General features: G+C 70.2%; 22 protein-coding genes. 15 read left to right on the top strand and 7 right to left on the bottom strand.

What is annotated here, in order from left to right:
* Positions 1-146: 146 nt before the first annotated feature.
* Positions 147-1,442: an HRDC domain-containing protein gene (locus ACFQV6_RS00910; RefSeq protein ID WP_378025325.1), complete on the bottom strand. Its 1,296-nt coding sequence runs from the start codon at positions 1,440-1,442 to the stop codon at positions 147-149.
* A gap of 144 nt (positions 1,443-1,586) precedes the next feature.
* Here ACFQV6_RS00910 and ACFQV6_RS00915 point away from each other — a divergent pair, with 144 nt between their 5' ends.
* The gene (locus ACFQV6_RS00915) at positions 1,587-2,708 is read left to right on the top strand and encodes a trypsin-like peptidase domain-containing protein (RefSeq protein ID WP_378025326.1); all 1,122 of its coding nucleotides are present in this window, start codon (positions 1,587-1,589) and stop codon (positions 2,706-2,708) included.
* 461 nt (positions 2,709-3,169) lie between these two features.
* Here ACFQV6_RS00915 and ACFQV6_RS00920 read toward each other — a convergent pair whose 3' ends face one another.
* Entirely contained in the window at positions 3,170-3,742 is a 573-nt protein-coding gene (locus ACFQV6_RS00920) for a DUF3000 domain-containing protein (protein ID WP_378025327.1), read from the bottom strand.
* A gap of 82 nt (positions 3,743-3,824) precedes the next feature.
* On the opposite strand from ACFQV6_RS00920, the gene hemE reads away from it, so the two are divergent.
* From hemE to hemQ, 3 genes are all read left to right on the top strand, one after another.
* Entirely contained in the window at positions 3,825-4,859 is a 1,035-nt protein-coding gene (hemE, locus tag ACFQV6_RS00925; protein WP_378025328.1) for a uroporphyrinogen decarboxylase, read from the top strand.
* 64 nt (positions 4,860-4,923) lie between these two features.
* The gene (hemG, locus tag ACFQV6_RS00930; protein ID WP_378025329.1) at positions 4,924-6,312 is read left to right on the top strand and encodes a protoporphyrinogen oxidase; all 1,389 of its coding nucleotides are present in this window, start codon (positions 4,924-4,926) and stop codon (positions 6,310-6,312) included.
* The gene (gene hemQ, locus ACFQV6_RS00935) at positions 6,312-7,019 is read left to right on the top strand and encodes a hydrogen peroxide-dependent heme synthase (protein ID WP_378025330.1); all 708 of its coding nucleotides are present in this window, start codon (positions 6,312-6,314) and stop codon (positions 7,017-7,019) included. The genes hemG and hemQ overlap by 1 nt, the downstream gene beginning before the upstream one ends.
* A 6-nt stretch (positions 7,020-7,025) precedes the next feature.
* Here hemQ and ACFQV6_RS00940 read toward each other — a convergent pair whose 3' ends face one another.
* Positions 7,026-7,469, bottom strand: coding sequence for a GNAT family N-acetyltransferase (locus ACFQV6_RS00940; RefSeq protein WP_378025331.1), 444 nt, complete (start codon positions 7,467-7,469; stop codon positions 7,026-7,028).
* Positions 7,470-7,550: 81 nt separating this feature from the next.
* Here ACFQV6_RS00940 and ACFQV6_RS00945 point away from each other — a divergent pair, with 81 nt between their 5' ends.
* From ACFQV6_RS00945 to ACFQV6_RS00970, 6 genes are all read left to right on the top strand, one after another.
* The gene (locus ACFQV6_RS00945; RefSeq protein ID WP_378025332.1) at positions 7,551-7,826 is read left to right on the top strand and encodes an isoamylase early set domain-containing protein; all 276 of its coding nucleotides are present in this window, start codon (positions 7,551-7,553) and stop codon (positions 7,824-7,826) included.
* Positions 7,827-7,893: 67 nt separating this feature from the next.
* Positions 7,894-8,499 (top strand): NAD(P)H:quinone oxidoreductase, encoded by a 606-nt coding sequence (wrbA, locus tag ACFQV6_RS00950; protein ID WP_378025333.1) that lies wholly within the window; start codon positions 7,894-7,896, stop codon positions 8,497-8,499.
* A gap of 28 nt (positions 8,500-8,527) precedes the next feature.
* Positions 8,528-9,325 carry a thymidylate synthase gene (locus tag ACFQV6_RS00955; protein ID WP_378025334.1) on the top strand — a complete coding sequence of 266 codons (798 nt, stop codon included), beginning with the start codon at positions 8,528-8,530 and terminating at the stop codon, positions 9,323-9,325.
* A complete protein-coding gene (locus tag ACFQV6_RS00960) occupies positions 9,322-9,801 on the top strand; it encodes a dihydrofolate reductase (RefSeq protein ID WP_378025335.1) in 480 nt (159 codons plus the stop codon). The genes ACFQV6_RS00955 and ACFQV6_RS00960 overlap by 4 nt, the downstream gene beginning before the upstream one ends.
* Before the next feature lie 159 nt (positions 9,802-9,960).
* Positions 9,961-10,941 (top strand): glycosyltransferase family 2 protein, encoded by a 981-nt coding sequence (locus ACFQV6_RS00965; RefSeq protein WP_378025336.1) that lies wholly within the window; start codon positions 9,961-9,963, stop codon positions 10,939-10,941.
* The gene (locus ACFQV6_RS00970; RefSeq protein WP_378025337.1) at positions 10,941-13,322 is read left to right on the top strand and encodes a hypothetical protein; all 2,382 of its coding nucleotides are present in this window, start codon (positions 10,941-10,943) and stop codon (positions 13,320-13,322) included. Before ACFQV6_RS00965 ends, ACFQV6_RS00970 begins: the two co-directional genes overlap by 1 nt.
* Here the strand turns inward: ACFQV6_RS00970 and msrB are convergent.
* Positions 13,300-13,704 (bottom strand): peptide-methionine (R)-S-oxide reductase MsrB, encoded by a 405-nt coding sequence (gene msrB / locus ACFQV6_RS00975; protein ID WP_378025338.1) that lies wholly within the window; start codon positions 13,702-13,704, stop codon positions 13,300-13,302. The genes ACFQV6_RS00970 and msrB overlap by 23 nt on opposite strands.
* A gap of 62 nt (positions 13,705-13,766) precedes the next feature.
* On the opposite strand from msrB, the gene ACFQV6_RS00980 reads away from it, so the two are divergent.
* The 3 genes from ACFQV6_RS00980 (at position 13,767) to ligD (ending at position 15,980) form a co-directional block, all read left to right on the top strand.
* Positions 13,767-14,255, top strand: coding sequence for a hypothetical protein (locus ACFQV6_RS00980; RefSeq protein WP_378025339.1), 489 nt, complete (start codon positions 13,767-13,769; stop codon positions 14,253-14,255).
* Between the two features lie 99 nt (positions 14,256-14,354).
* On the top strand, positions 14,355-14,882 hold the full coding sequence (locus ACFQV6_RS00985) for an LPXTG cell wall anchor domain-containing protein (RefSeq protein ID WP_378025340.1): 528 nt from the start codon (positions 14,355-14,357) through the stop codon (positions 14,880-14,882).
* Positions 14,883-14,954: 72 nt separating this feature from the next.
* The gene (ligD, locus tag ACFQV6_RS00990; protein ID WP_378025341.1) at positions 14,955-15,980 is read left to right on the top strand and encodes a non-homologous end-joining DNA ligase; all 1,026 of its coding nucleotides are present in this window, start codon (positions 14,955-14,957) and stop codon (positions 15,978-15,980) included.
* Positions 15,981-15,998: 18 nt separating this feature from the next.
* On the opposite strand, the gene ACFQV6_RS00995 is transcribed toward ligD, so the two are convergent.
* Positions 15,999-16,454, bottom strand: coding sequence for a GNAT family N-acetyltransferase (locus ACFQV6_RS00995; RefSeq protein ID WP_378025342.1), 456 nt, complete (start codon positions 16,452-16,454; stop codon positions 15,999-16,001).
* A 56-nt stretch (positions 16,455-16,510) separates the two neighbouring features.
* Here ACFQV6_RS00995 and ACFQV6_RS01000 point away from each other — a divergent pair, with 56 nt between their 5' ends.
* Entirely contained in the window at positions 16,511-16,969 is a 459-nt protein-coding gene (locus ACFQV6_RS01000; RefSeq protein WP_378025343.1) for a potassium channel family protein, read from the top strand.
* Here the strand turns inward: ACFQV6_RS01000 and ACFQV6_RS01005 are convergent.
* A complete protein-coding gene (locus ACFQV6_RS01005; protein WP_378025759.1) occupies positions 16,920-18,488 on the bottom strand; it encodes an alpha/beta hydrolase in 1,569 nt (522 codons plus the stop codon). The two genes, ACFQV6_RS01000 and ACFQV6_RS01005, sit on opposite strands and share 50 nt — an antisense overlap.
* Positions 18,489-18,520: 32 nt before the next feature.
* Positions 18,521-19,588, bottom strand: a complete 1,068-nt coding sequence (locus ACFQV6_RS01010; RefSeq protein WP_378025344.1) for an ATP-dependent DNA ligase — start codon at positions 19,586-19,588, stop codon at positions 18,521-18,523.
* Positions 19,589-19,675: 87 nt separating this feature from the next.
* On the opposite strand from ACFQV6_RS01010, the gene ACFQV6_RS01015 reads away from it, so the two are divergent.
* On the top strand, positions 19,676-20,509 hold the full coding sequence (locus ACFQV6_RS01015) for a MerR family transcriptional regulator (RefSeq protein ID WP_378025345.1): 834 nt from the start codon (positions 19,676-19,678) through the stop codon (positions 20,507-20,509).
* Positions 20,510-20,514 lie beyond the last annotated feature (5 nt).

Raw genomic sequence — 20,514 nt, forward strand, 5'->3', positions numbered from 1 at the left:
GTAACTACGGGTCGCCAGGGCATCCGCGAATAGGTCACACCTGTTCGCTTTCCGCTGCCTTCGCTTGCTCAGCCCGCCTCGCTCCACGCTGCTTGCTTCGCGCGGCTTGCTGCGCTTCGCTGCTCGGCCTCCTCGGCGTTCTGGGCCTACGCCGGTTCGGGGAGGGCCTCCGTGAGCTGCTCGCCGAGGAGACCGACCTGCCAGTTGCGGGCGCCGAAGCCGAGCAGCGTGTCGCCGACCGTCCGCTCCGAGATCTCGTCCGGCGGTGACCAGGCGAGGCGGCGGACGAAGTCCGGGCTGATCAAATTCTCCGGCGGCAGGTTGTGCTTCTCGGCGGTGGAGACCACCACGGCACGGCACCGGGCCAGCCGGGCCGCGGCGATCGGGTCACGCTCGGCCCAGCGGTGCGGCGGCGGCGGACCCTCCACCGGCTGGTTCACCGGGAGAGCCTCGTCCGGCAGAGCCCGCGCCTGGTCCAGCGCGTCCAGCCAGATCCGGGCCAGCCGGCGCACCGAACGGCCGCCGAAACCGGGGATGGCGAGCAGGGTGCGCTCGTCCTTCGGATCCGCCTCGGCCGCCGCGACGATCGCGGAGTCGGGCAGCACCCGGCCGGGCGCGGAGTCACGTCGGGCGGCGATACCGTCCCGGGCGTACCAGAGAGCACGCACCCGCGACTGGGCCCGGGCGCCACGCACCCGATGAATACCCGAGGTGCGGCGCCACGGGTCGGGACGCACCCGGGGCGGCCGGTCGGCGCTCGCCACCAGGGCGGCGAACTCCTCGGCCGCCCAGGCGGTCTTGCCCTGCCTGTCGAGTTCCGCGGCGAGCAGGTCACGCAGGTCGGTGAGCAGCTCCACGTCGAGCGCGGCATAGGTCAGCCACGACTCCGGCAGCGGCCGGGTCGACCAGTCCGCCGCCGAATGATGCTTCTCCAGCGAGAAGCCGAGCAGCTGCTCGGTGAGCGCGGCCAGGCCGACCCGCTCGAACCCGGCCAGCCGGGCGGCCAGCTCGGTGTCGAACAGCCGGCGCGGCTTCATGCCGAGCTCGGCCAGGCACGGCAGGTCCTGGCTGGCGGCGTGCAGCACCCACTCGGTGTCGGCCAGGGCCGCGTCCAGGGTGCGCAGATCGTCGAGCGGGAGGGGGTCGAGCAGTGCGGTGCCGGACCCGGCGCGGCGCAGTTGCACCAGGTAGGCGCGTTGCGTGTAGCGGTAGCCGGAGGCGCGTTCGGCGTCGACGGCGACGGGTCCGGTACCCGCCGCGAGACGGGCGACCATCTCGGCCAGTGCGGCCTCGGTCTCCACCGGGCGAGGGGTGCCATCGCGGGGCGCGGTCAGGGGTGTTGCCTCGGGACCGCCAGAATTCGGGCCGGGCGGCACTGCGTGCGGTCCGTCCCCTGCAGTGTCCGGCGAGTCCCGACGGCGCAGGGGTGCTTCGTCGGTCACTCCGTAACCGTACGGGGGTGGCACCCTTGCCGTGCGCAGCCGGGGTCCGGCGCGTCATTTCTCGATCTTTCCGGGGACTCATCCGCAGGGGGTTCTCGTCCGTATCACCTGTCGCAGCGCCGAAACCCCGGGAGGCCGCGCCGGATGTCCGCAACATATGAGCCCTTCACGCCAGCCAACGGTTCGTCGCGGAGGAGGGCGTCCTGGGACGAGGAGCCGGCCTGGAACGGGTCATCCGATCAGCAGTGGTCCCAGCAGGGCTCTCGCTCGCAGGACTCCGAGCGGTGGCCGCAGCAGGATCCCTGGGCACAGCAGGATCAGTGGTCCCAGCCGGCGCAGCAGGACCAATGGTCTCAGCCGGCGCAGCAGGACCAGTGGTCTCAACCGGCGCAGCAGGACCAATGGGCTCAGCCGGCGCAGCAGCAGTGGCAGCAGGACCAGCGCTGGGCTGCTGCTCCGGCACCGCAGCAGCAGCAGTGGGCGGCAGCTTCGTCGCCCCGAACCGAGGCCAGGTCCTCCCGGCCCGGTCGCGGCCGACTCGTGATCATCGGCCTGGTCGGTGCGCTGTTGCTGGTCTCCGGCTGGCAGGCGTTCCGGGTCGAGAGCATGATCAAGACCAGCACGGACCTCGCTGACGCCGTGAGCTCCGAGCAGGGCCGTACCCAGGATCTCGAGAAGAAGCTGACCACCGTGTTCGACCCGGAGGGCATCTCCTCGGCCGTGATCCCCAGCGTCTTCCGCGTCCGGGCCGGCGACTTCACCGGCACCGCGTTCGCCGTGGGCCAGACCGACGACGGTAAGACCAACCTGTTCACGAACTACCACGTGATCGAGGAAACCTTCAAGGACGGCGACCGGCAGGTCTCCCTCGAACGCGGCAACACCCGCATCGAGGCCCGCATCGTGAAGGTCGACGCCGACCGGGACCTGGCCCTGCTCCGCGCGGACCGTGAGATCAAGGGCCTGGCACCGGCGGCCGGCGACGTGAAGGCCGGCCAGCAGGTGGTCGTCGTGGGCGCCCCGCTCGGCCTGGACGACTCGGTGACCACCGGCGTGATCAGCGCCTATCGTCCCGACGACTCCGACGGCCCGACCATCCAGTTCGACGCCCCGATCAACCCCGGCAACTCCGGCGGCCCGGTGGTCAACTCGAGCCGGCAGGTGGTCGGCATCGCCACCGCCAAGGCCCGTGACGCCGAAGGTATCGGCCTCGCCATCCCCATCCAGACCGCCTGCGACACCCTCGACGTCTGCGGCAACAACTAGCCCCTCGCCCCGCTCCCGCCCGCTGCGGATCTTGTGGACTCGGCGCCGCTGCGGATGTAGGCGCACACGTAAGCCGTCCGTGCGCGCCTGTGCAGGCCATCGCGAGGGTCAGTTCGCACGCAACCCCAACGTGTGCGCTCACTACCGCTCCGGCTCGCTGGCAGGCGCCCGGCTGGGCGTGAGTGGTGCTTTTCGCGCGTCACGGCACCGCTGGAGCCCAGCTGAGGAAAGCGGCTGGGCGTGAGTGGTGCTTTGGGGGCGCCAGGGCACCGCTGGAGCCCAGCCGGGCGGGTGGCCGGGTGGCGGCGCAGGTTCGGGTGGCGGCGCAGGGGCCGGGTGGCGGCGCGGGGTGGGGTGAGGGTGAGTGGGCAGCTACGCCCGGCGCGGGCGGCAAAGGCTTGCGTGGGCGGCTACGTCGCTGGGGAAGGCGGCGTGACTGGGCGAGAAGGCGTACGAGAAAGTCAGGACGCTGAAGCGCGGTGCCGGTCGGAGAGTGCGGAAACGCCTGGCGGGGGCAGGCCGGCGGTGGAGGCCAGCATCGCGCACCAGCCGCGCAGATGGGCGCCGAAGTCGTCGGACGTCGGGGTCCAGGAGGCGCGGACTTCCAGGTCGGCGGTGGGTGGCGGGCCGGCGAGCTCGCCGAAGCGGATGGAGGCGGTCTGTGTGACGGTGCCGCCGATGGCGGTGTGTGCTGCCGCGTGGTGTTCGAGGCCGTCGGTGAGCCAGGTCCAGGCGACGGCGGGCAGCAGGGGGTCGGTGGCGAGGTCGGCTTCGAGTTCGGCGGTGACCAGGGTGACCAGGCGCAGGTCGCCGCGCCAGGAGTCGTGGCCGGCGGGTTCGTGCAGCAGGATCAGCCGGCCGCTGGCCACCTCGTCGTCGCCGCGCAGAACGGTGGCGCTGAGGGCGAACGCGAAGGGCGCGAGGCGCTGGGGCGCGGCGATCTCCTCGAGGAGGATCTCCGGGCGCGGCGATTCCGCACGCAAGCCGGCCACCGCGCGGGTGAACGTCTCGGGGGCAGCGGAGGGGGACGCCATGAGAGGAAGCCTATGCCGATCTACCGGTTGGTCCGGCTCGCCGCGCCGCCGGGCTGGTTCACTCACGTGACACCATGGCTCGGTGACCGTTCTCGAGGATTCTCCGTTTGTTCGGGCGTGTCGGGGCCAGGAGGGCTCCCACACGCCGGTCTGGTTCATGCGGCAGGCCGGGCGTTCGCTCCCGGAATATCGCAGGATCCGCGCGGGGATCGGCATGCTGGACTCCTGCCGGCGACCGGATCTGGTCACCGAGATCACGCTGCAGCCGGTGCGACGGCACGGTGTGGACGCCGCCATCCTGTTCAGCGACATCGTGGTGCCGGTCGCGGCGGCCGGCATCGATCTGGACATCGTGGCGGGCACCGGGCCGGTGGTGGCCGAGCCGGTGCGCACGCGGGCCGACCTGGCGCGGCTGCGGCCGATCACCCCGGCCGATGTGGACTTCGTCGCCGAGGCGGTGAAGCAGCTGGTCGGTGAGCTGGGCAACACGCCGCTGATCGGTTTCGCCGGTGCGCCGTTCACGCTGGCGAGCTATCTGATCGAGGGCGGTCCGTCGCGGACCTATCTCAAGACCAAGGCCATGATGTACGGCGCACCCGACCTCTGGCACGCCCTGCTGTCCCGGCTCGCCGAGATCACGCTGACGTTCCTGCGCACCCAGGTGGACGCCGGGGTCAGCGCGGTTCAGCTGTTCGACTCGTGGGCGGGGGCGCTGTCCGAGGCTGATTACCGCAGGTTCGTCATGCCGCACTCGGCGGACGTGCTGCGTGGCCTGTCCGGTGCCGGTGTGCCGCGGATCCACTTCGGTGTGGGCACCACGGTGCTGCTGGAGGCGATGGGCGAGGCGGGTGCGGACGTGGTGGGTGTCGACTGGCGTACGCCGCTGGACGAGGCCGTCAAGCGGGTCGGCCCGGACCGCGCCGTGCAGGGCAACCTGGACCCGGCCATCCTGTTCGCCGGGTGGGACGTGGTGGAGCAGGAGGGCCGCCGGGTCCTCGGGCAGGGCAGATCCGCCTCGGGGCACATCTTCAACCTGGGTCACGGCGTCATGCCGGAGACCGATCCGGAGATCCTGACCCGCCTGGTCGCATTGGTGCACGAGGTGTCGGCGCGCTGACCCGCGTCACAGCGGCGGACCCCGAAGGAGCGGGCCCGGTGGGACCTCTGGGAGTGTGAGGGACGTGCGGAAGCGGATCGCGGTCATCGGCGGCGGCATCGCCGGGCTGGCGGCTGCCGTGCGCCTGCGGGATCGCCTTCCGGTGGACACCGAGATCATCGTGTACGAGCAGGCCGGCACCCTGGGCGGCAAACTGCGCACCGGTGAGCTGGCCGGCCTTCCGGTCGAGCGGGGCGCCGAGTCGTTCCTGTTCGGCGCGCCGGACGGCGGCGACTCCGCCGCGGTGGCGCTGGCCCGGCGGCTCGGGCTGGGCGGCTCGCTGGTGCATCCGGCGCCCCGGCCCGCCGCCCTGGCGATCGACCGCCGGCTCACCAGGATCCCGGCGGGCACCCTGGTGGGCGTTCCGGGCGATCTCTCGGCACTGGACGGTGTGGCGCTCCCGGAGAGCGACGCGGACTCCGACGACGGCCGGCCGCTGCTCGCACCCGGTGAGGACATCGCGGTGGGCGAGCTCGTCCGCTCGCGGTACGGCGCCCAGGTGGTGGACCGGCTGGTCGACCCGATGCTCGGCGGGGTGTACGCCGGACGCGCCGACCGGCTGTCGCTGCGGGTCACGATGCCGCAGCTCGCGCACACCGCGGAGACCGAGCACACCCTGCGGGACGCGGTGCGGGCGGCGCAGGCGCGTTCGAAGCGCACTCCCGGGCGGCCGATCTTCGCGGCGGTGGACGGTGGGATGAGCCGCCTGGTGGCGGCCGCCGCGTCGGCGAGTGGCGCCCGGATCAGCCTGGGACTGCCGGTGCGCGAGCTCACCCGTACCGGAAAGGGCTGGCATCTGACCCTCGGCCCGGCGCCGATGCCGCAGACCGACGACGTCGACGCGGTGATTCTGGCGGTTCCGGCGAAGCCGGCTGCCCGGTTGCTGTCCGACGTGGCGCCGGAGGCGGCGCAGGCGATCGCCGCGCTGGAGTACGCGAGCGTGGCCCTGGCCGCGATGGCCCTGCCGCCCGGTACGGCCCTGCCGGAACTCTCCGGCTTCCTCGTGCCGCCGGGCGAGGGCACGCTGGTCAAGGCCGCGACGTTCGTCACACTGAAGTGGCCGCACCTGGCCGTCCCGGACGGTCCGGTGATCGTGCGGGCCTCGCTGGGACGCGCCGGCGAGGAGGAGCGCCTCCAGCTGGGCGACCAGGCGCTGTTCGCCCAGGCCCGCACGGAGTTGGGTGAGCTGATCGGTGCGCGGGTGCCGGAACCGCTCGGGTTCTGGATCCAGCGGTGGGGTGGCGGGCTGCCGCAGTACGCGCCGGGGCACGCCGGCCGGGTCGCGTGCGCCCGGACCGCTCTGCCGCCGGGGCTGGCGCTGGCCGGTGCGGCGTTCGACGGTGTGGGCATCCCGGTGTGCGTGGCGGGTGGCGAGCGCGCGGCGGACGATCTGTGTAAGTACTTGGAGGAATGATGAGCGAAGAGACCCAGTCCAACGCGGCCCGGATCAACGAGCTGAACGCCACCATCCGGTACACGATGTGGTCGGTGTTCCGTGCCTCGTCACCGCTGCCGGCGCTCCGGGACGAGCTGGCCGGTGAGGTCGACGCGCTCTTCGAGCAGCTCGCGGGCAAGGACGTGACGATCCGCGGCACATACGACGTCTCCGGGCTGCGTGCCGACGCCGACGTCATGATCTGGTGGCACTCCGCCTCGCCGGACGCGCTGCAGGACGCCTACGGGCTGTTCCGCCGGACCGCGCTGGGCCGTCACCTGGAGCCGGTCTGGTCGCAGATGGCGCTGCACCGGCCGGCCGAGTTCAACCGCAGCCACCTGCCGGCCTTCCTCGCTGGTGAGGAGGCCCGGTCGTACATCTGCGTCTACCCGTTCGTGCGGTCCTACGAGTGGTACCTGCTGCCCGACGCGGAGCGCCGTCAGCTGCTGGCCGAGCACGGGAAGATGGCCCGGCCGTACCCGGACGTGCGGGCGAACACGGTGGCGTCGTTCGCCCTCGGTGACTACGAGTGGATGCTCGCCTTCGAGGCGGACGAGCTGCACCGCATCGTCGACCTGATGCGTGACCTGCGGGCGTCGGGTGCCCGGCGGCACGTGCGCGAGGAGGTCCCGTTCTACACCGGACGCCGCCGGTCGGTCACCGAACTGGTCGCCCACCTGCCCTGACGGGCTTCAGCCGCGCGCCATCGGGATGTGGGGGATGCCGTCCTCCACATATTCCGGGCCGGTCTGCTGGAAGCCGTACCGGCTGTAGAAGGCCGCCAGGTGTGCCTGCGCGTGCAGCACGCTCGGCCGGCTGCCGATCACGGTGAGCGCCTCGGCGACCAGCCGGCCGGCCAGGCCCCGGCCGCGGGCGCCCGGTGCGGTGACGACCCGGCCGATCCGCTCCGTGTCACCGTCGGAGAGGATCCGCAGGTAGGCGCGGACCGTCTTGTCCTGCTGGAACCAGAGGTGCCGGGTGCCGGGCTCGGTGTCCCGTCCGTCCAGGTCCGGGTAGACACATTCCTGTTCGACGACGAAGACGTCGGAACGCAGCTTGAGGATGCCGTAGAGCGTCGTGGTGTCGAGGTCACGGAACGAGGCGACTCGCAGCTCGTCGTGTGGTTCCGGATGCATCGCCACAAGATACGCGGCGTGTCCTCACCTCTGAGCCGATCTTGCCGTTATACCGAATGGGGGCCGATCCGTGGAGGATGCATGATCAAGCGCAGCAAGCTGTTCGGAAGCAAGACCCGGGTGACGTTCTGCCTGCCGGCGGACGAGCCGGAAGGGGTGGTCAGCGTGGTCGGTGACTTCAACGGCTGGGAGCCGGGCAAGCACGAGATGCAGGCCCGCAAGAACGGTACGCGGACCGTGAGCGTCCCGCTGGAGCCCGGCAACTACGCGTTCCGTTACCTGGCCACCGACGGGGTCTGGTTCGACGACGAGCAGGCCGACGGCGTCGGGCCCCGGGGCAGCGAACTCCGCCTATAAGTGTTTCGCGGAGTCCTCCGAGGAGATTTGCTTGAGCAATCAGGGAATTTCACTCGAAGGAGGACCCGTGGCTGACGTCAAGCTGGCGATCATCTACTACTCGTCGACGGGCACCGTGCACAGCATGGCGGAACGGCTGCGGGAAGCCGGCGAGAAGGCCGGGGCCGAGGTTCGCCTGCGTCAGGTCGCGGAACTCGCCCCGGCTGAGGCGATCGCCTCGAACGCGGCCTGGAGCCAGCACTTCGACCGGACCAAGAACGAGCCGAAGGCCTCCGCCGACGACGTGGTGTGGGCGGACGCCGTGCTCTTCGGCACGCCCACCCGGTACGGCAACGTGACGAGCCAGCTCAAGCAGTTCCTCGACACGCTGGGCCCGCAGTGGTCACAGGGCCAGCTGGCGGACAAGGCCTACGCCGGGTTCACCTCGACGATGACCGAGCACGGCGGCCAGGAGTCGACGCTGCTGGCTCTCTACAACACGATCTACCACTTCGGTGGCGTCGTGGTGGCTCCCGGGTACACCGATCCGCTGAAATTCGCGGACGGAAATCCCTACGGTGTGTCACACGTCACGGGTGGCAGCAACGACGCCCCACTCGGTGATGTGCAGTTCGCGGCACTCGACCACCTCGCCCGGAGGATCGTCACCATCGCCGGACGGCTGAGCGCCTGACCTTGCCCCGGGCGATACGGTTCTGGCCATGGCCGTCGACACCCAGTACGAAGACCTGCTCCGGCGGGTGCTGAACACCGGTACTCGCAAGAGCGATCGCACCGGAACCGGTACGCGCAGTCTCTTCGGCGAACGCCTCCGCTACGACCTCTCCCAGGGCTTCCCGCTGATCACCACGAAGCGGGTGCACTTCAAGTCGCTCGCGATCGAGTTGCTGTGGTTCCTCCGGGGCGACACGAACGTGTCGTGGCTGCGGGAGCAGGGTGTGACGATCTGGGACGAGTGGGCCTCGCCGGAGGGTGAGCTGGGTCCGGTCTACGGGCACCAGTGGCGGTCGTGGCCCACGTCCCGCGGGGACGTGGATCAGATCTCCGAGGTGATGGAGACGCTGCGCCGGAATCCGGACTCGCGGCGCATGATCGTCTCGGCGTGGAACGTCTCGGACATCCCGGACATGGCTTTGCCGCCGTGTCACGCGCTGTTCCAGTTCTACGTGGCGGACGGCCGGCTCTCCTGCCAGCTCTACCAGCGCAGCGCCGACCTGTTCCTGGGTGTGCCGTTCAACATCGCCAGCTATGCGCTGCTGGTCCGGATGATGGCGGCGCAGGTGGGGCTGGAACCCGGTGACTTCATCTGGGTGGGCGGTGACTGCCACGTCTACGACAACCACGTCGAGCAGGTGACCGAGCAGCTGAGCCGGGAGGCGTACGAGTTTCCGGAACTCGAGATCGCCCCTCGGTCCAGCCTCTTCGAGTACGAGTACGGCGACTTCACTGTCGTGAACTATCGCCACCACCCGGGGCTCAAGGCGCCGGTGGCGGTATGACCGTTCACATGATCTGGGCGCAGGCCCGGAACGGGGTGATCGGCGCGGGCGGGGCGATCCCCTGGCACGTGCCGGGCGAGCAGCGAATGTTCAAGGAACGGACGATGAACGCCACGGTGGTGATGGGCCGGGCCACCTGGGACTCGCTGCCCGAGCGGTGGCGCCCGCTGCCGGGACGGCGCAACGTGGTGCTCACCCGCGATCCGGACTGGAAGTCAACCGGTGCGGTGGTGGCCCACTCCACCGAAGAGGTGCTCGACGACGACTTCTGGGTGATCGGTGGCGCCACGATCTACCAGGCCTTTCTGCCTCGGGCGGCACACATCGTCCGCACGACCATAGACTTCGATGTGCAGGGCGACACCCACGCGCCGGACCTCGGCCCGGAGTGGGCCGTTTCGGCATCCACGGGGTGGCTGACCGTGGCGGACGGGCAGCGCTACGTGGTCGAGGATCTGATACGCGCATCCACGTAGGGAGGCGAAACCCGGTATTGACGGGCGGTCTGTATCCTTCTCACCCGTTGGGCTGGCGAGGATCGCTCGCATTCCGGCGGAAGCCCATCTCAGGCCTTCTCACTGGGGGACAGGAACATGCGGCGTGACTTCGCGCTGAGCGCTCTGACCTTGTCGGTTGTGACTCCCATGTACAACGAGCGTGAAGCGGTGGACCACTTCGTCGCCCGGCTGCGCCCGGTGCTGGACGGGCTGGGTGTGAGCTACGAGGTTGTCGCCGTCGACGACGGCAGCCGGGACGAGACCGTGCCGCGGCTTCTGGAGCTGCGGGCCGACTGGCAGCAGCTGCGCATCGTGAAGCTGCGCCGCAACGTCGGCCACCAGGGCGCGCTCGCGGCCGGTCTGGCCTCCGCCCGGGGCGACTACGTGGTCAGCATCGACGCCGACCTGCAGGACCCGCCCGAGGTGATCGGCGAGATGCTCGCCAAGGCCCGCGACGAGGACCTCGACGTGGTCTACGGCGTCCGCAACGACCGCAGCACCGACACCTCCTTCAAGCGCAACACCGCCGGCGTCTACTACTGGCTGATGCGCAAGCTGGTCGGACCCTGGGTGAGCGGCCAGGCCGGCGACTTCCGGCTGATGAGCCGCCCGGTGGTGGACACCCTCAACGACCTGCCCGAGCAGCAGCCGGTCTATCGCCTGGTGGTGCCGTCGCTCGGCTTCCCCAGCGGCGAGGTCGGCTACGTCCGGGCCGAGCGGGTGGCCGGCGAGACGAAGTACCCGCTCACCAAGATGATCAAGCTGAGCGTGGACAGCATCACCGGCTTCTCGGCGGCGCCGCTCAAGGTCGCCACCTGGCTGGGCCTGGTCACCTTCATGGTCTGCATGGGCCTGATCGTCAGCGGCGTCGCGGCGTGGGCCTTCGGCGTCACCGTGCCCGGCTGGACGTCCCTCTACATCGCCGTGCTGCTGCTCGGCGCGGTGCAGCTGATCTGCCTGGGCCTGCTCGGGGAGTATGTGGGCCGCATCTATGCGGCCACCCAGCGCCGTCCCCAGTTCCTGATCGCGTTCGACACCGATCAGGAGGAGCCGGTGATCAACCGGACGGCCGAGCCGAGCACCGAGGCTGCGCCGACGCATTTGGTCACGCACGGCTGATGGTGACAGAAGTAGCCGAGCACACCCGGGCCGATTCCGGCAGCGCCACCGGGACGGACCGGTCGCGGCGGCTGCCGTCGGCGGGCTGGCTCGCCCTGATCTTCACGCTGGCCGTCGTCTACGTGGCGATGCGGTACTACGAAGTCTCCGACCGGGACCAGTTCATGTTCGCCGCGTACTCGGTGGGCTGTGTGACTCTGCCCGGCACGCTGATCTGGCGGGCGCTGCAGGGCCGGGCCGGCTATCTGCCGTTCGACGCCGCCTTCGGCACGACGGTGGGCTTCGTGGTGGAGCTTCCGGTGTATCTGGTGGCCCGCGAGATCGGGCTTCCGCTGGCGGTGCTGGCCTGGCCGGCCGCCACCCTCGTCGTGTTCGCCGCGATCCCGCGCCTGCGCCGGTTCTGGCGGGGCAACGGGGAGCGGCTGCCGCTCGGCACGTCCTGGACGGCGGCGCTGGGCAGCTCGTTCACGATGCTCACCGCCGCGCTCGCCGTGTTCCGGTACAACTCACTGGACGAGCCGTACTCGGCCACCATGCACATGGACTTCCCGTTCCAGTTCGCCCTGGTCGGCGTCTTCAAGCACGACGTGCCGCTGAACACGCCGTGGGTATACGGGACGGAACTGCTCTACCACTGGTACGCGTACGCCCACGGTGCCGCCGCCAGCTGGGTCACCGGCATCGAGGCGCAGACGATGATCATGCGGCTCATGCCGGTGCCGATCTTCGCCGCGTTCCTCGTGCTCGTGCTTGCCCTGGTGCACCGTGTCACCGGCCGCTGGTGGCCGGGGAACCTCGCCGTACCGCTGATGCTGCTCGGCACGGTGACGATCCCGCTGGCGTGGACGACCCGGCCGATGGATCCGCTGTACTTCCTCGACAACCTCTGGGTCAGCGCGTCGCAGACGTTCGCCGCGCTGTTCTGCGTCGCGGTCATCTACGTGTTGTGCGACCTGCTGCGTGCCGAGCCCGGTGAGCTGCGCCGCCCCGTACCGTGGCTGATTTTGATCGCCCTGGTCGGTGCTCTTGCCGGAGCCAAGGCGACCTTCCTGCCGATGCTGATCTGCGGCCTGGGCCTGGCCATGGTCCTGCGGCTGCTGCTGCGCCGGCAGCGGCCCGGCCCGGAGCTGTACGCGCTGCTGATCTGCGCCGGCTGGATGGGCTTCGCGCAGATCGTGCTCTACGGCTCCGGCTCGCAGGGCACCGAGGTCAACCCGTTCCAGACGGTGAAGTGGACAGTGCTCGGCCGGGCGGTCATGGGCTCGCAGACCGAGGCCAACTCGTGGGTGCCGATCCTGGTGCTGACCGGGGTGGCGGTGATCGCCGTGCTGTTCGGCTGGGCGGGCATGGCCGGGCTGCTGCGCCGCGGGTGGCGTACCGACCCGATCGTGCACGTGATGGCCGGCTTCGCGTTCTCCGGGCTGGCCGCGCTCTACGCCCTCGCTCACCCGGGGCTGAGCCAGTCCTACTTCGGCCGCTCGGCAGCGCCGTATTTCGGCATCCTCGCCGCGATCGGGATCTCCGCCCTGCTGCCCGCCGGTCAGCGGCTCTCCCGCAAGTTCGTCGTGACGGCCGGTGCGGGTGTGGCCGGAGGCGTCGTGCTGCTGCTGGTGGTCCGCGCGACCGCCGGTGCCGACGGGCCGGCCGAGCCGCTGAGCAGCCTGACGCTGCCGGAGGCGATCCGGCCCTACCTGGTGCTGTTCGCCGGGCTGGCCGGCCTGGTGCTGGCGATCGCCGTGGCCGCCCGGTTCATCCGGCTCGGCCGGCCCCAGACGGTGGCGGTGCTGGCGCTGACGGTGGCGAGCCTCGCGGTCACCACCGGGGTGATCAACAGCAAGCCGATCTGGGAGCGGCTGGTGTCCGGCGAATCGCAGAAGGACATCGTCGCACCGGGCAACGTGTTCGCCATGCCGCCCGGTGCGATCGCGGCCTCCCGCTGGGTGCGCGACCACTCGGACCCGCGGGACCTGGTGGCGACGAACAGCCATTGCCGTACCGGCTTCAACTTCTGCGACAGCCGGGACTTCTGGCTGGCCGCGTACTCCGAGCGCCAGGTGATCCTGGAGGGCTGGAGTTACACCGAGCCGGCCTTCGCCACCGGCGGTCTGTGGGACCGCACCCTGTACCGCAGCAAGTTCTGGAAGCCGAAGCTGCTGGCCGCCAACGACAAGGTCTTCACCGACCCGACGGCGGAGCGGGTCGCCGCCTTCACCGCCAAGCACAACGTGCGGTGGCTCGTCGCGGTCAGCCCCACGCCGATCCCGGACCCGTTGCGCAAGGGCGAGACGTCGGCCAGCCCCGAGCTGGGCCGGTACGCGACGGAGCGCTTCAAGTCCGGGAACGTGACGGTTTACGAGGTCACGCGGGGTCCAGCCGGATAGACAGGCTGTTCACGCAGTGCCGGGTGTTCTTCGGGGTGAAGGCCTCACCCCGGAACACATGGCCCAGGTGCGAGTCGCAGCGGGCGCACCTGATCTCGGTACGCACCATCCCGTGGCCGCTGTCCTCGATCTCCTTGACGGCACCCGGGATGGCGTCGTCGAAGGACGGCCACCCGCAGTGCGAGTCGAACTTGGTGTCACTGGGATAGAGCTGTGCGCCGCACGCCCGGCAGTTGTAGATGCCCTCGGTCTTGGTGTCCACATACTCACCGCTGAACGGCGCCTCGGTGCCCGCCTCCCGCAGAACCCGGAACTCGGCCGGGTTGAGGCGCACGCGCCACTCGTCCTCGGTAGTGGGCAGGGTCGACTCATCAGTTGCCATGCTCCAACGGTACGTCGCACGCCGGGTGCGCCTGACGCGCTGGTGAGGCCGTTGGACCATCTATGGAAGCTGCATCACCGGCGACGTTCCGGCCCACCTGGCAGCAGGTCCTCGGCCACGGTCTCTACCTCGGTGCGCTCAGCGCCGTGGCGAGTGTCACCACGGGGGTGATCGTGGAGCTCGCCTGGCAGCGGCCGGGCGGGCCGCCGGGGTGGATGTGGCCGCTGCTGATGTGCGTGCCGATGCTGCTGGGCACGGTGATCGGCCTGCTGACCGGGCGCCGGACCGGTGTCGTGGTGGGCGCGCGGGGCATCCGGACGTCGTCGGTCTTCGGCGAGGGCGAGGCCGACTGGCACCGGGTGGTCGACCTGCGCGCCGAGCGCCGGGGCAGCCGCAACGTGGTCTCGGTCTACCTGGATTCCGGTGCCAGCGTGCAACTGCACGCACCGTACGACGGGGGTCTCTTCGCCGCGGATCCGCAGTTCGAGCTCAAGGTGTTCGCCCTGTCCCATTTGTGGCGAAGTCACCGTTTCGGTGGTCTTCCGAGTTGAAGACCCGCCGGGGGATGTTTTCGGGTAAATCGGGCAATTACCGCTAAGCTCCCGTGCGACCATGGAACCGTACCTTCAGCAACAGAACGGATACTCCTCATGAGCTTTTCGCGTCGGCTGGCCGCTGGACTGCCTGCGGTCGGCGTCACTGTCTTCGCTGCCCTGGCCTTTGCCGGCTCCCCGGCCACGGCCGCCGAAACGACTGTTGAGGTCGCCTACCCGGCGGTCATGACCACCCCGAGCGCGGACACGCGTGGCAACGACGGTTACACCGGTGACGTCTCCGAGGTGCCCGGCGGTACCGCCGCGGCGACCACCCCGGCGGCTCCGGCCGACGAGGTCCCGGGCGACGACCGCGGCAACCCGGGCTACACGGCCACCACGACCGCCCCGCCGACCTCGACCCCGCCGACCTCGACGCCCCCGAGCTCGCCGGCCCCGTCCGGCAGCGTCTCGGACGCGGTTGCGCCGCCGGCGAGCAACGGCCCCGGCGGCACCGGTCTCCTGAACGCCAAGACCCTGCCGCTGACCGGCGCACCGCTCACCGGGACCCTGGTGGCCGGCGGCGTGATGGTCGCCGCGGGCGTCGCAGCGGTCTGGTACACCCGCCGTCGCCGCACCGCCTGATCGTCGCTCGCGAAGGAGGCCGTCCGGTTCGCCGGGCGGCCTTCGGTCGCTGCGGGGCCTATGGTCAAGGGCATGCCGAAAGCAGCCGCGGAAGAGTTCGAGATCGCCGGGCACACCGTGCGCCTGTCCAGTCCCGACAAGATCATGTTCCCGCAGCCGGGATACACCAAGCGGGACGTATTCGACTACTACCGCGCGGTCGGCGACGGCATCCTGCGGGCACTGCGCGACCGGCCCACCACCCTGCAACGCTTCCCCGACGGCATCGAGGGGGAGACGTTCTTCCAGAAACGCATCCCCACCCGCGGCGTCCCCGATTGGGTCAAGACCGCGACGATCAAATTCCCCAGCATGCGTACGGCGGACGAGCTCTGCCCCGCCGATCTGGCCCATGTGGCCTGGGCCGCCCAGATGGGCACCGTGGTCTTCCACCCCTGGCCGGTGCGCGCCGCCGCCGCCGACAACCCGGACGAGCTGCGCCTCGACCTCGACCCGCAGCCCGGCACCGACTTCGGTGACGTGATCTCCACCGCCGGCGTGGTCCGTGAGGTGCTCGCCGACCTGGGCTGGACCGGATACCCGAAAACCTCCGGCGGGCGCGGCGTCCACGTCTACGTGCGGATCGCCCCGAAATGGTCGTTCGTCGAGGTGCGCCGTGCGGTGATCGCGCTCGCCCGCGAGGTGGAGCGCCGCAACCCGAACGGCATCACGACCTCCTGGTGGAAGGAGGAGCGCGGTGAGAAGGTGTTCCTCGACTACAACCAGATGGCCCGGGACCGGACCATCGCCTGCGCCTACTCGCTGCGGGCCAACGCCCGGGCCACCGTCTCCGCCCCGGTCACCTGGGAGGAGCTGCCCCGGGTGGAGCCGGACGATTTCGACCTGCGGACGATGCCGCCGCGGATCGCCTCGATCGGGGATCCGCACGCCGGTATCGACGACGTGGCCCACGACATCACCCCGCTGCTGGAGTGGTCCGAGCGGGACGAGAAGGCGGGACAGGGCGATCTGCCGTACCCGCCGGACCACCCGAAGATGCCCGGCGAGCCGAAGCGGGTGCAGCCTTCCAAGGACCGTGACCTCAAGTCACAGCGCTAGCCTCATGACTCGCTTAGATCAGAGCGCTAGTTTCATGCCCTCGTGGGAGGCGACGAAGCCGAGGGTCGCGTAGAAGCGCTGTGCGTCGGTGCGCCGCTTGTCCGTGGTCAGCTGCACCATCCGGCAGCCGCGTTCCCGGGCGCGCTCGACGGCCCAGCGGATCAGCTCACCGCCGAGGCCGCGCCCGCGCTGGTCGGATCGGATCCGTACGGCCTCGATCAGCAGGCGCTCGCCGCCACCGCGGCTGAGCCCCGGGATGAAGGTGAGCTGGAGGGTGCCGATCACCTCGCCGTCCTCGGCGGCGACCACCAGCTCGTTGCGGTCGTCCGAGTCGATCGCCTCGAAAGCGGCCCAGATCGCGGCGTCCACCTCCTCCGGCACGGTGCCCCAACCCCGCTGCCGGGAGATGTCGTCGTCGGCGAGCAGGCCCAGGACGGCGGGGACGTCGGCGCGGGTGGCGGTACGGATCTGCATGATCGAAAGCTTGTCACGGCCTGTCGCGAGGTGCGCGCCTCGGGCACGATGACGACATGCATGCGCTGCTCATCGTGCCTCGTCTGCTCTACCGCGTCCTCGTCTGGCTGGCGAACTCGCCGAGGAAGCTACTCCTGTCGTACTCGATCCTGATCGTCGTCTGCGGCACCCTCTACGACAGGTTCGAGCCGGACACGTCGTTCGGCGACTCGATCTGGTGGGCGGTCGTCACCGCGTCCACCGTCGGCTACGGCGACATCTCACCGGAGACCTGGCAGGCCCGGGTGATGGCCGGCCTGCTCATCTCGATCATGGTCCTGCTGGTGATCCCGCTGATCACCGCGCATTTCGCCAGCAAGCTGATCGTGGACACCGACGCCTTCCGCCACGATGAGCAGGAGGAGCTCAAGGCGAACCTGCGCCGGGTCCGCGCGCTCCTGGAGGAGATGGCGACCCGTCAGGGCGTCACCGTGCCGGACAGCGCAGGCCCTCCTGAGGCATCTTCAGATCGATGAGGTAACCGTCCACCGCCTCGCGGATGCAGCTTGTCGTCGGGTACGCGGTGTGGCCCTCGCCCTCCCACGTCAGCACCTGACCGACACCGAGCATCTTCGCCAGGTCGGCGGTGTTCTCGTACGGCGTGGCCGGGTCACCCGTCGTGCCGACCACCAGCAGCTCCGGCGACCCGGTGGCCGGGCCCGCCGGGTACGGGTCCCGCTTGCCCGTCCAGTACGTGCAGGGCAGCATGCCGATCGCCAGGGCGGCACCGAACAACGGGTACTTCTGCCGCCACTCCGACTGCAACCGGCGGATCTCCTCGACGCTCGGCGCGCCCTCGGTGTCCGCGCAGTTCACCGCGAGGTTGGCGTCGAACAGGTTGGTGTAGGAGCCGTTGGGCTTGCGTTCCGCATACTGGTCGGCGAGCTCGAAGACGCCCTTCGCGTCGCCGCGCTCCAGGCCGTCGATGGCGTTGGCCAGGCTGGCCCAGCCCGACTCGGTGTAGAGCGAGGAGATCAGCCCGACGAAGATCCAGCCGGGTGTCGCCTCCCGGCCGTCCGCACCGCGGACGGGCGAGTTCTCCGCCTTGGCCAGCGCGTCGGTGACCGCTCCCCGGGCATCCGGCGCGATCGGGCACTTGGCCGGGGTCTGGGTGCACCACTTGGTGAAGTTGGTGAACGCCCGCTCGAAGCCCTTGGCCTGCGCCTCGGAACCCTGCACGTAGCCCTCGGTCGGGTCCACCGCGCCGTCGAGCACGAGCGCCCGCACGTTCTGCGGGAAGAGCTGCGCGTACGTGGCACCGAGCAGGGTGCCGTACGAATAGCCGAGGTAGGTCAGTTTGGGGTCGCCGACGGCGCCACGCAGCGCGTCCAGGTCGCGGGCGGCCTGCTCGGTGGAGAAGAAGGGCAGCTGAGGACCGTACTTCGCGGCGCAGCCGTCGGCGATCTTCTTGTTCAGCGCGGCGACCTGATCGAAGTCGGCCTGGCTCACCGGGTCGGGGTCGGCGGAGAAGCTCGCGTCCTGGTCGCGGTCCGAGATGCACTTCACCGGGCTGGAGCGGCTCACACCGCGCGGGTCGAACCCGACGATGTCGAACCGGTCGGTGACCTCGGCGGGCAGACCACCGAGCGCCTGCCCGAACGACAGGTAGACCGCGACGTCGACCCCGGAGCCGCCCGGACCGCCCGGGTTCAGCAGCAGCGACCCGATCCGGTTCTTCTGGCTCTTCGACCGGATCCGGATCATCCTGATGTCATACGTCTCGCCGCTCGCCGGTGTCGCCCAGTCGCGCGGGACGGCCACCGTGGCGCACTCGTACGTCATACCGCTCGCGCCCTGACCGACCAGCTCACGGGGCACCTCGGGGCACGGTTTCCACTGTGCCGGTGCGCCGGGGGCCGAGGCGGTGCCCTTGCCCCCGCCCGGTTTGGCCGGCTCGTCGGCGCCGTTCGGCGCGAACGTCGGCAGAGTGCACCCGGCGAGGGTCACAGCCATCACGAGGAGTACAACGGCCAAACGGGAGCGACGATCCACCAGACGACCCTATCCGGTCGGTCCGGGTACGCCGGTCAACGGCTGGTCAGCACCTCGGCCAGGTCGAACCGCACCGGCCGCTCCAACTGCTCGTACGTGCAGGTCCGCGGCTCGCGGTCGGGCCGCCAGCGCTCGAACTGTGCGGTGTGCCGGAACCGGAGTCCCTCCATGTAGTCGTAACGCACCTCGACGACCCGCTCCGGACGCAGCGGGATGAACGACAGGTCCTTGCCGTTGTTCCACCGGCTGACCTCGTTCTTGCGCGGGGTCCGCTCGCCCTGCACGTGGGCCGCCCAGTTCCACGGGTGGCCCTCGAACTCGGTGACCAGCGGCTGCATCTCCTCGAAGAGCTCCTCGCGCACCTTGATCGGGAACGAGCCGATCACACCGACCGAGACCAGGACGTCCCGCTCGTCGTAGAGCCCGAGCAGCAGCGAGCCGATCCGGTTCTCGGCCGACTTGTGGACGCGGTAGCCGGCGACGACGCAGTCGGCTGTCCGCTTGTGCTTGATCTTCGCCATCACCCGCTTGTCGGGCTGATAGGCGAGATCCCGCGACTTCGCGATCAAGCCGTCCAGCCCGGCGCCCTCGAACTCGGAGAACCACCGGCGGGCGGTATCCAGGTCGTCGGTCGCGGGAGTCACGTACACCGGAGGTTTTGCGTCCTTCAAAGCCTCGTCGAGGCGCTGGCGCCGCTCGCTGAAGGGCAGCTCGGTCAGGTCCTCGTCGCCGATCGCCAGCAGGTCGAAGGCCACGAAGCTCGCCGGAGTCTGCTCGGAGAGCAGCTTGACCCGGCTGGCCGCGGGATGGATGCGCTGCTGAAGCGCCTCGAAGTCGAGGGTGTTGCGCCCGGTGTCGGCGACGATCACCTCGCCGTCGATCACCACCCGCTCCGGGAAGTTCGCCAGGACGGCCTCGACCACCTCGGGGAAATAGCGGGTCATCGGCTTCTCGTTGCGGCTGCCGATCTCCACCTCGTCCCCGTCCCGGAAGACGATCGACCGGAACCCGTCCCACTTGGGCTCGTAGATCTGGCCGGGCGGGATGTCCGCGACGGGCTTGGCGAGCATCGGCTTGACCGGAGGGTTGAGCGGCAGCTGCATCCGCTCAGTGTGCCCGCAAACTTCGTTCGCGGAAGTCCCTTCGGGGGCCTTTACTCGTCCCCAGGGGCAGACTTCATCATCGATCCCATGGTGATGCGGGGGATCGGGTCGATGACCATCGGGGAGTTCGGCAGGCGAGCAGGTCTGTCCATCAAGGCGCTCCGGCTCTATGAGGCCTCCGGGCTGCTCCCACCGGCCGAGGTGGATGCCGCCAGCAGCTATCGGCGCTACACCGCGGCTCAACTCGATCGGGCCGGCCGGATCAGCCTGCTCCGCCGGCTCGGCATGCCGCTGTCCGTGATCACCGAGGTGATCGACCTGCCCGATCCCGCCGCGGTGCGGCGCCTGGACCGCTGGTGGAGCACCGAGGAGGCCGCCTTCGCGGCCCGGCGGGACAGCTGCACCTGGCTGCGGACCAAGCTCGCGCACGGCGAGGAGCCCGACCGGGCCTATGCGGTGCGGACGATGCTGCGACCCGCGCGGAAAGTGGCGACCATGCGGACCGAGGTCGACCAGCAGAACCTGGTCACGGCCATGGGAGCCGCCGAGTGGGAGATCCGCCGGCATCTCGACGAGCAGGGCGCGACGACCACGGCCGAGCACTGGGTGATCTATTCCAGTCCGGTCCCGACGGACGGTGAGGGGTCCATCGAGGTGTGCGTGCCCTATGCGGGCTCGGTGGAGCCGGTGGATCGGCTCACGCTGCGGATGGAGCCGGAGCACCTGGTGGCCTATGTGTCGGTGGCCCGCGACGACTGCTTCTACCCGCGCATCACCCAGGCCTACGAGGCGGTGTGGGAGCACGTGACCGCGGCGGGTCACCTGCTCGCCGGTCCACCCCGCGAGATCTACCTCGACTGGTGGGACCGGCTCGAGGGGTCCGACCCGTTCGTGCACGTCGCACAACCGATCGAAGGGTGAGCTTG

Origin of the sequence: Actinoplanes sp. GCM10030250, assembly GCF_042666575.1 — a bacterium.
Classification (GTDB): domain Bacteria; phylum Actinomycetota; class Actinomycetes; order Mycobacteriales; family Micromonosporaceae; genus Actinoplanes.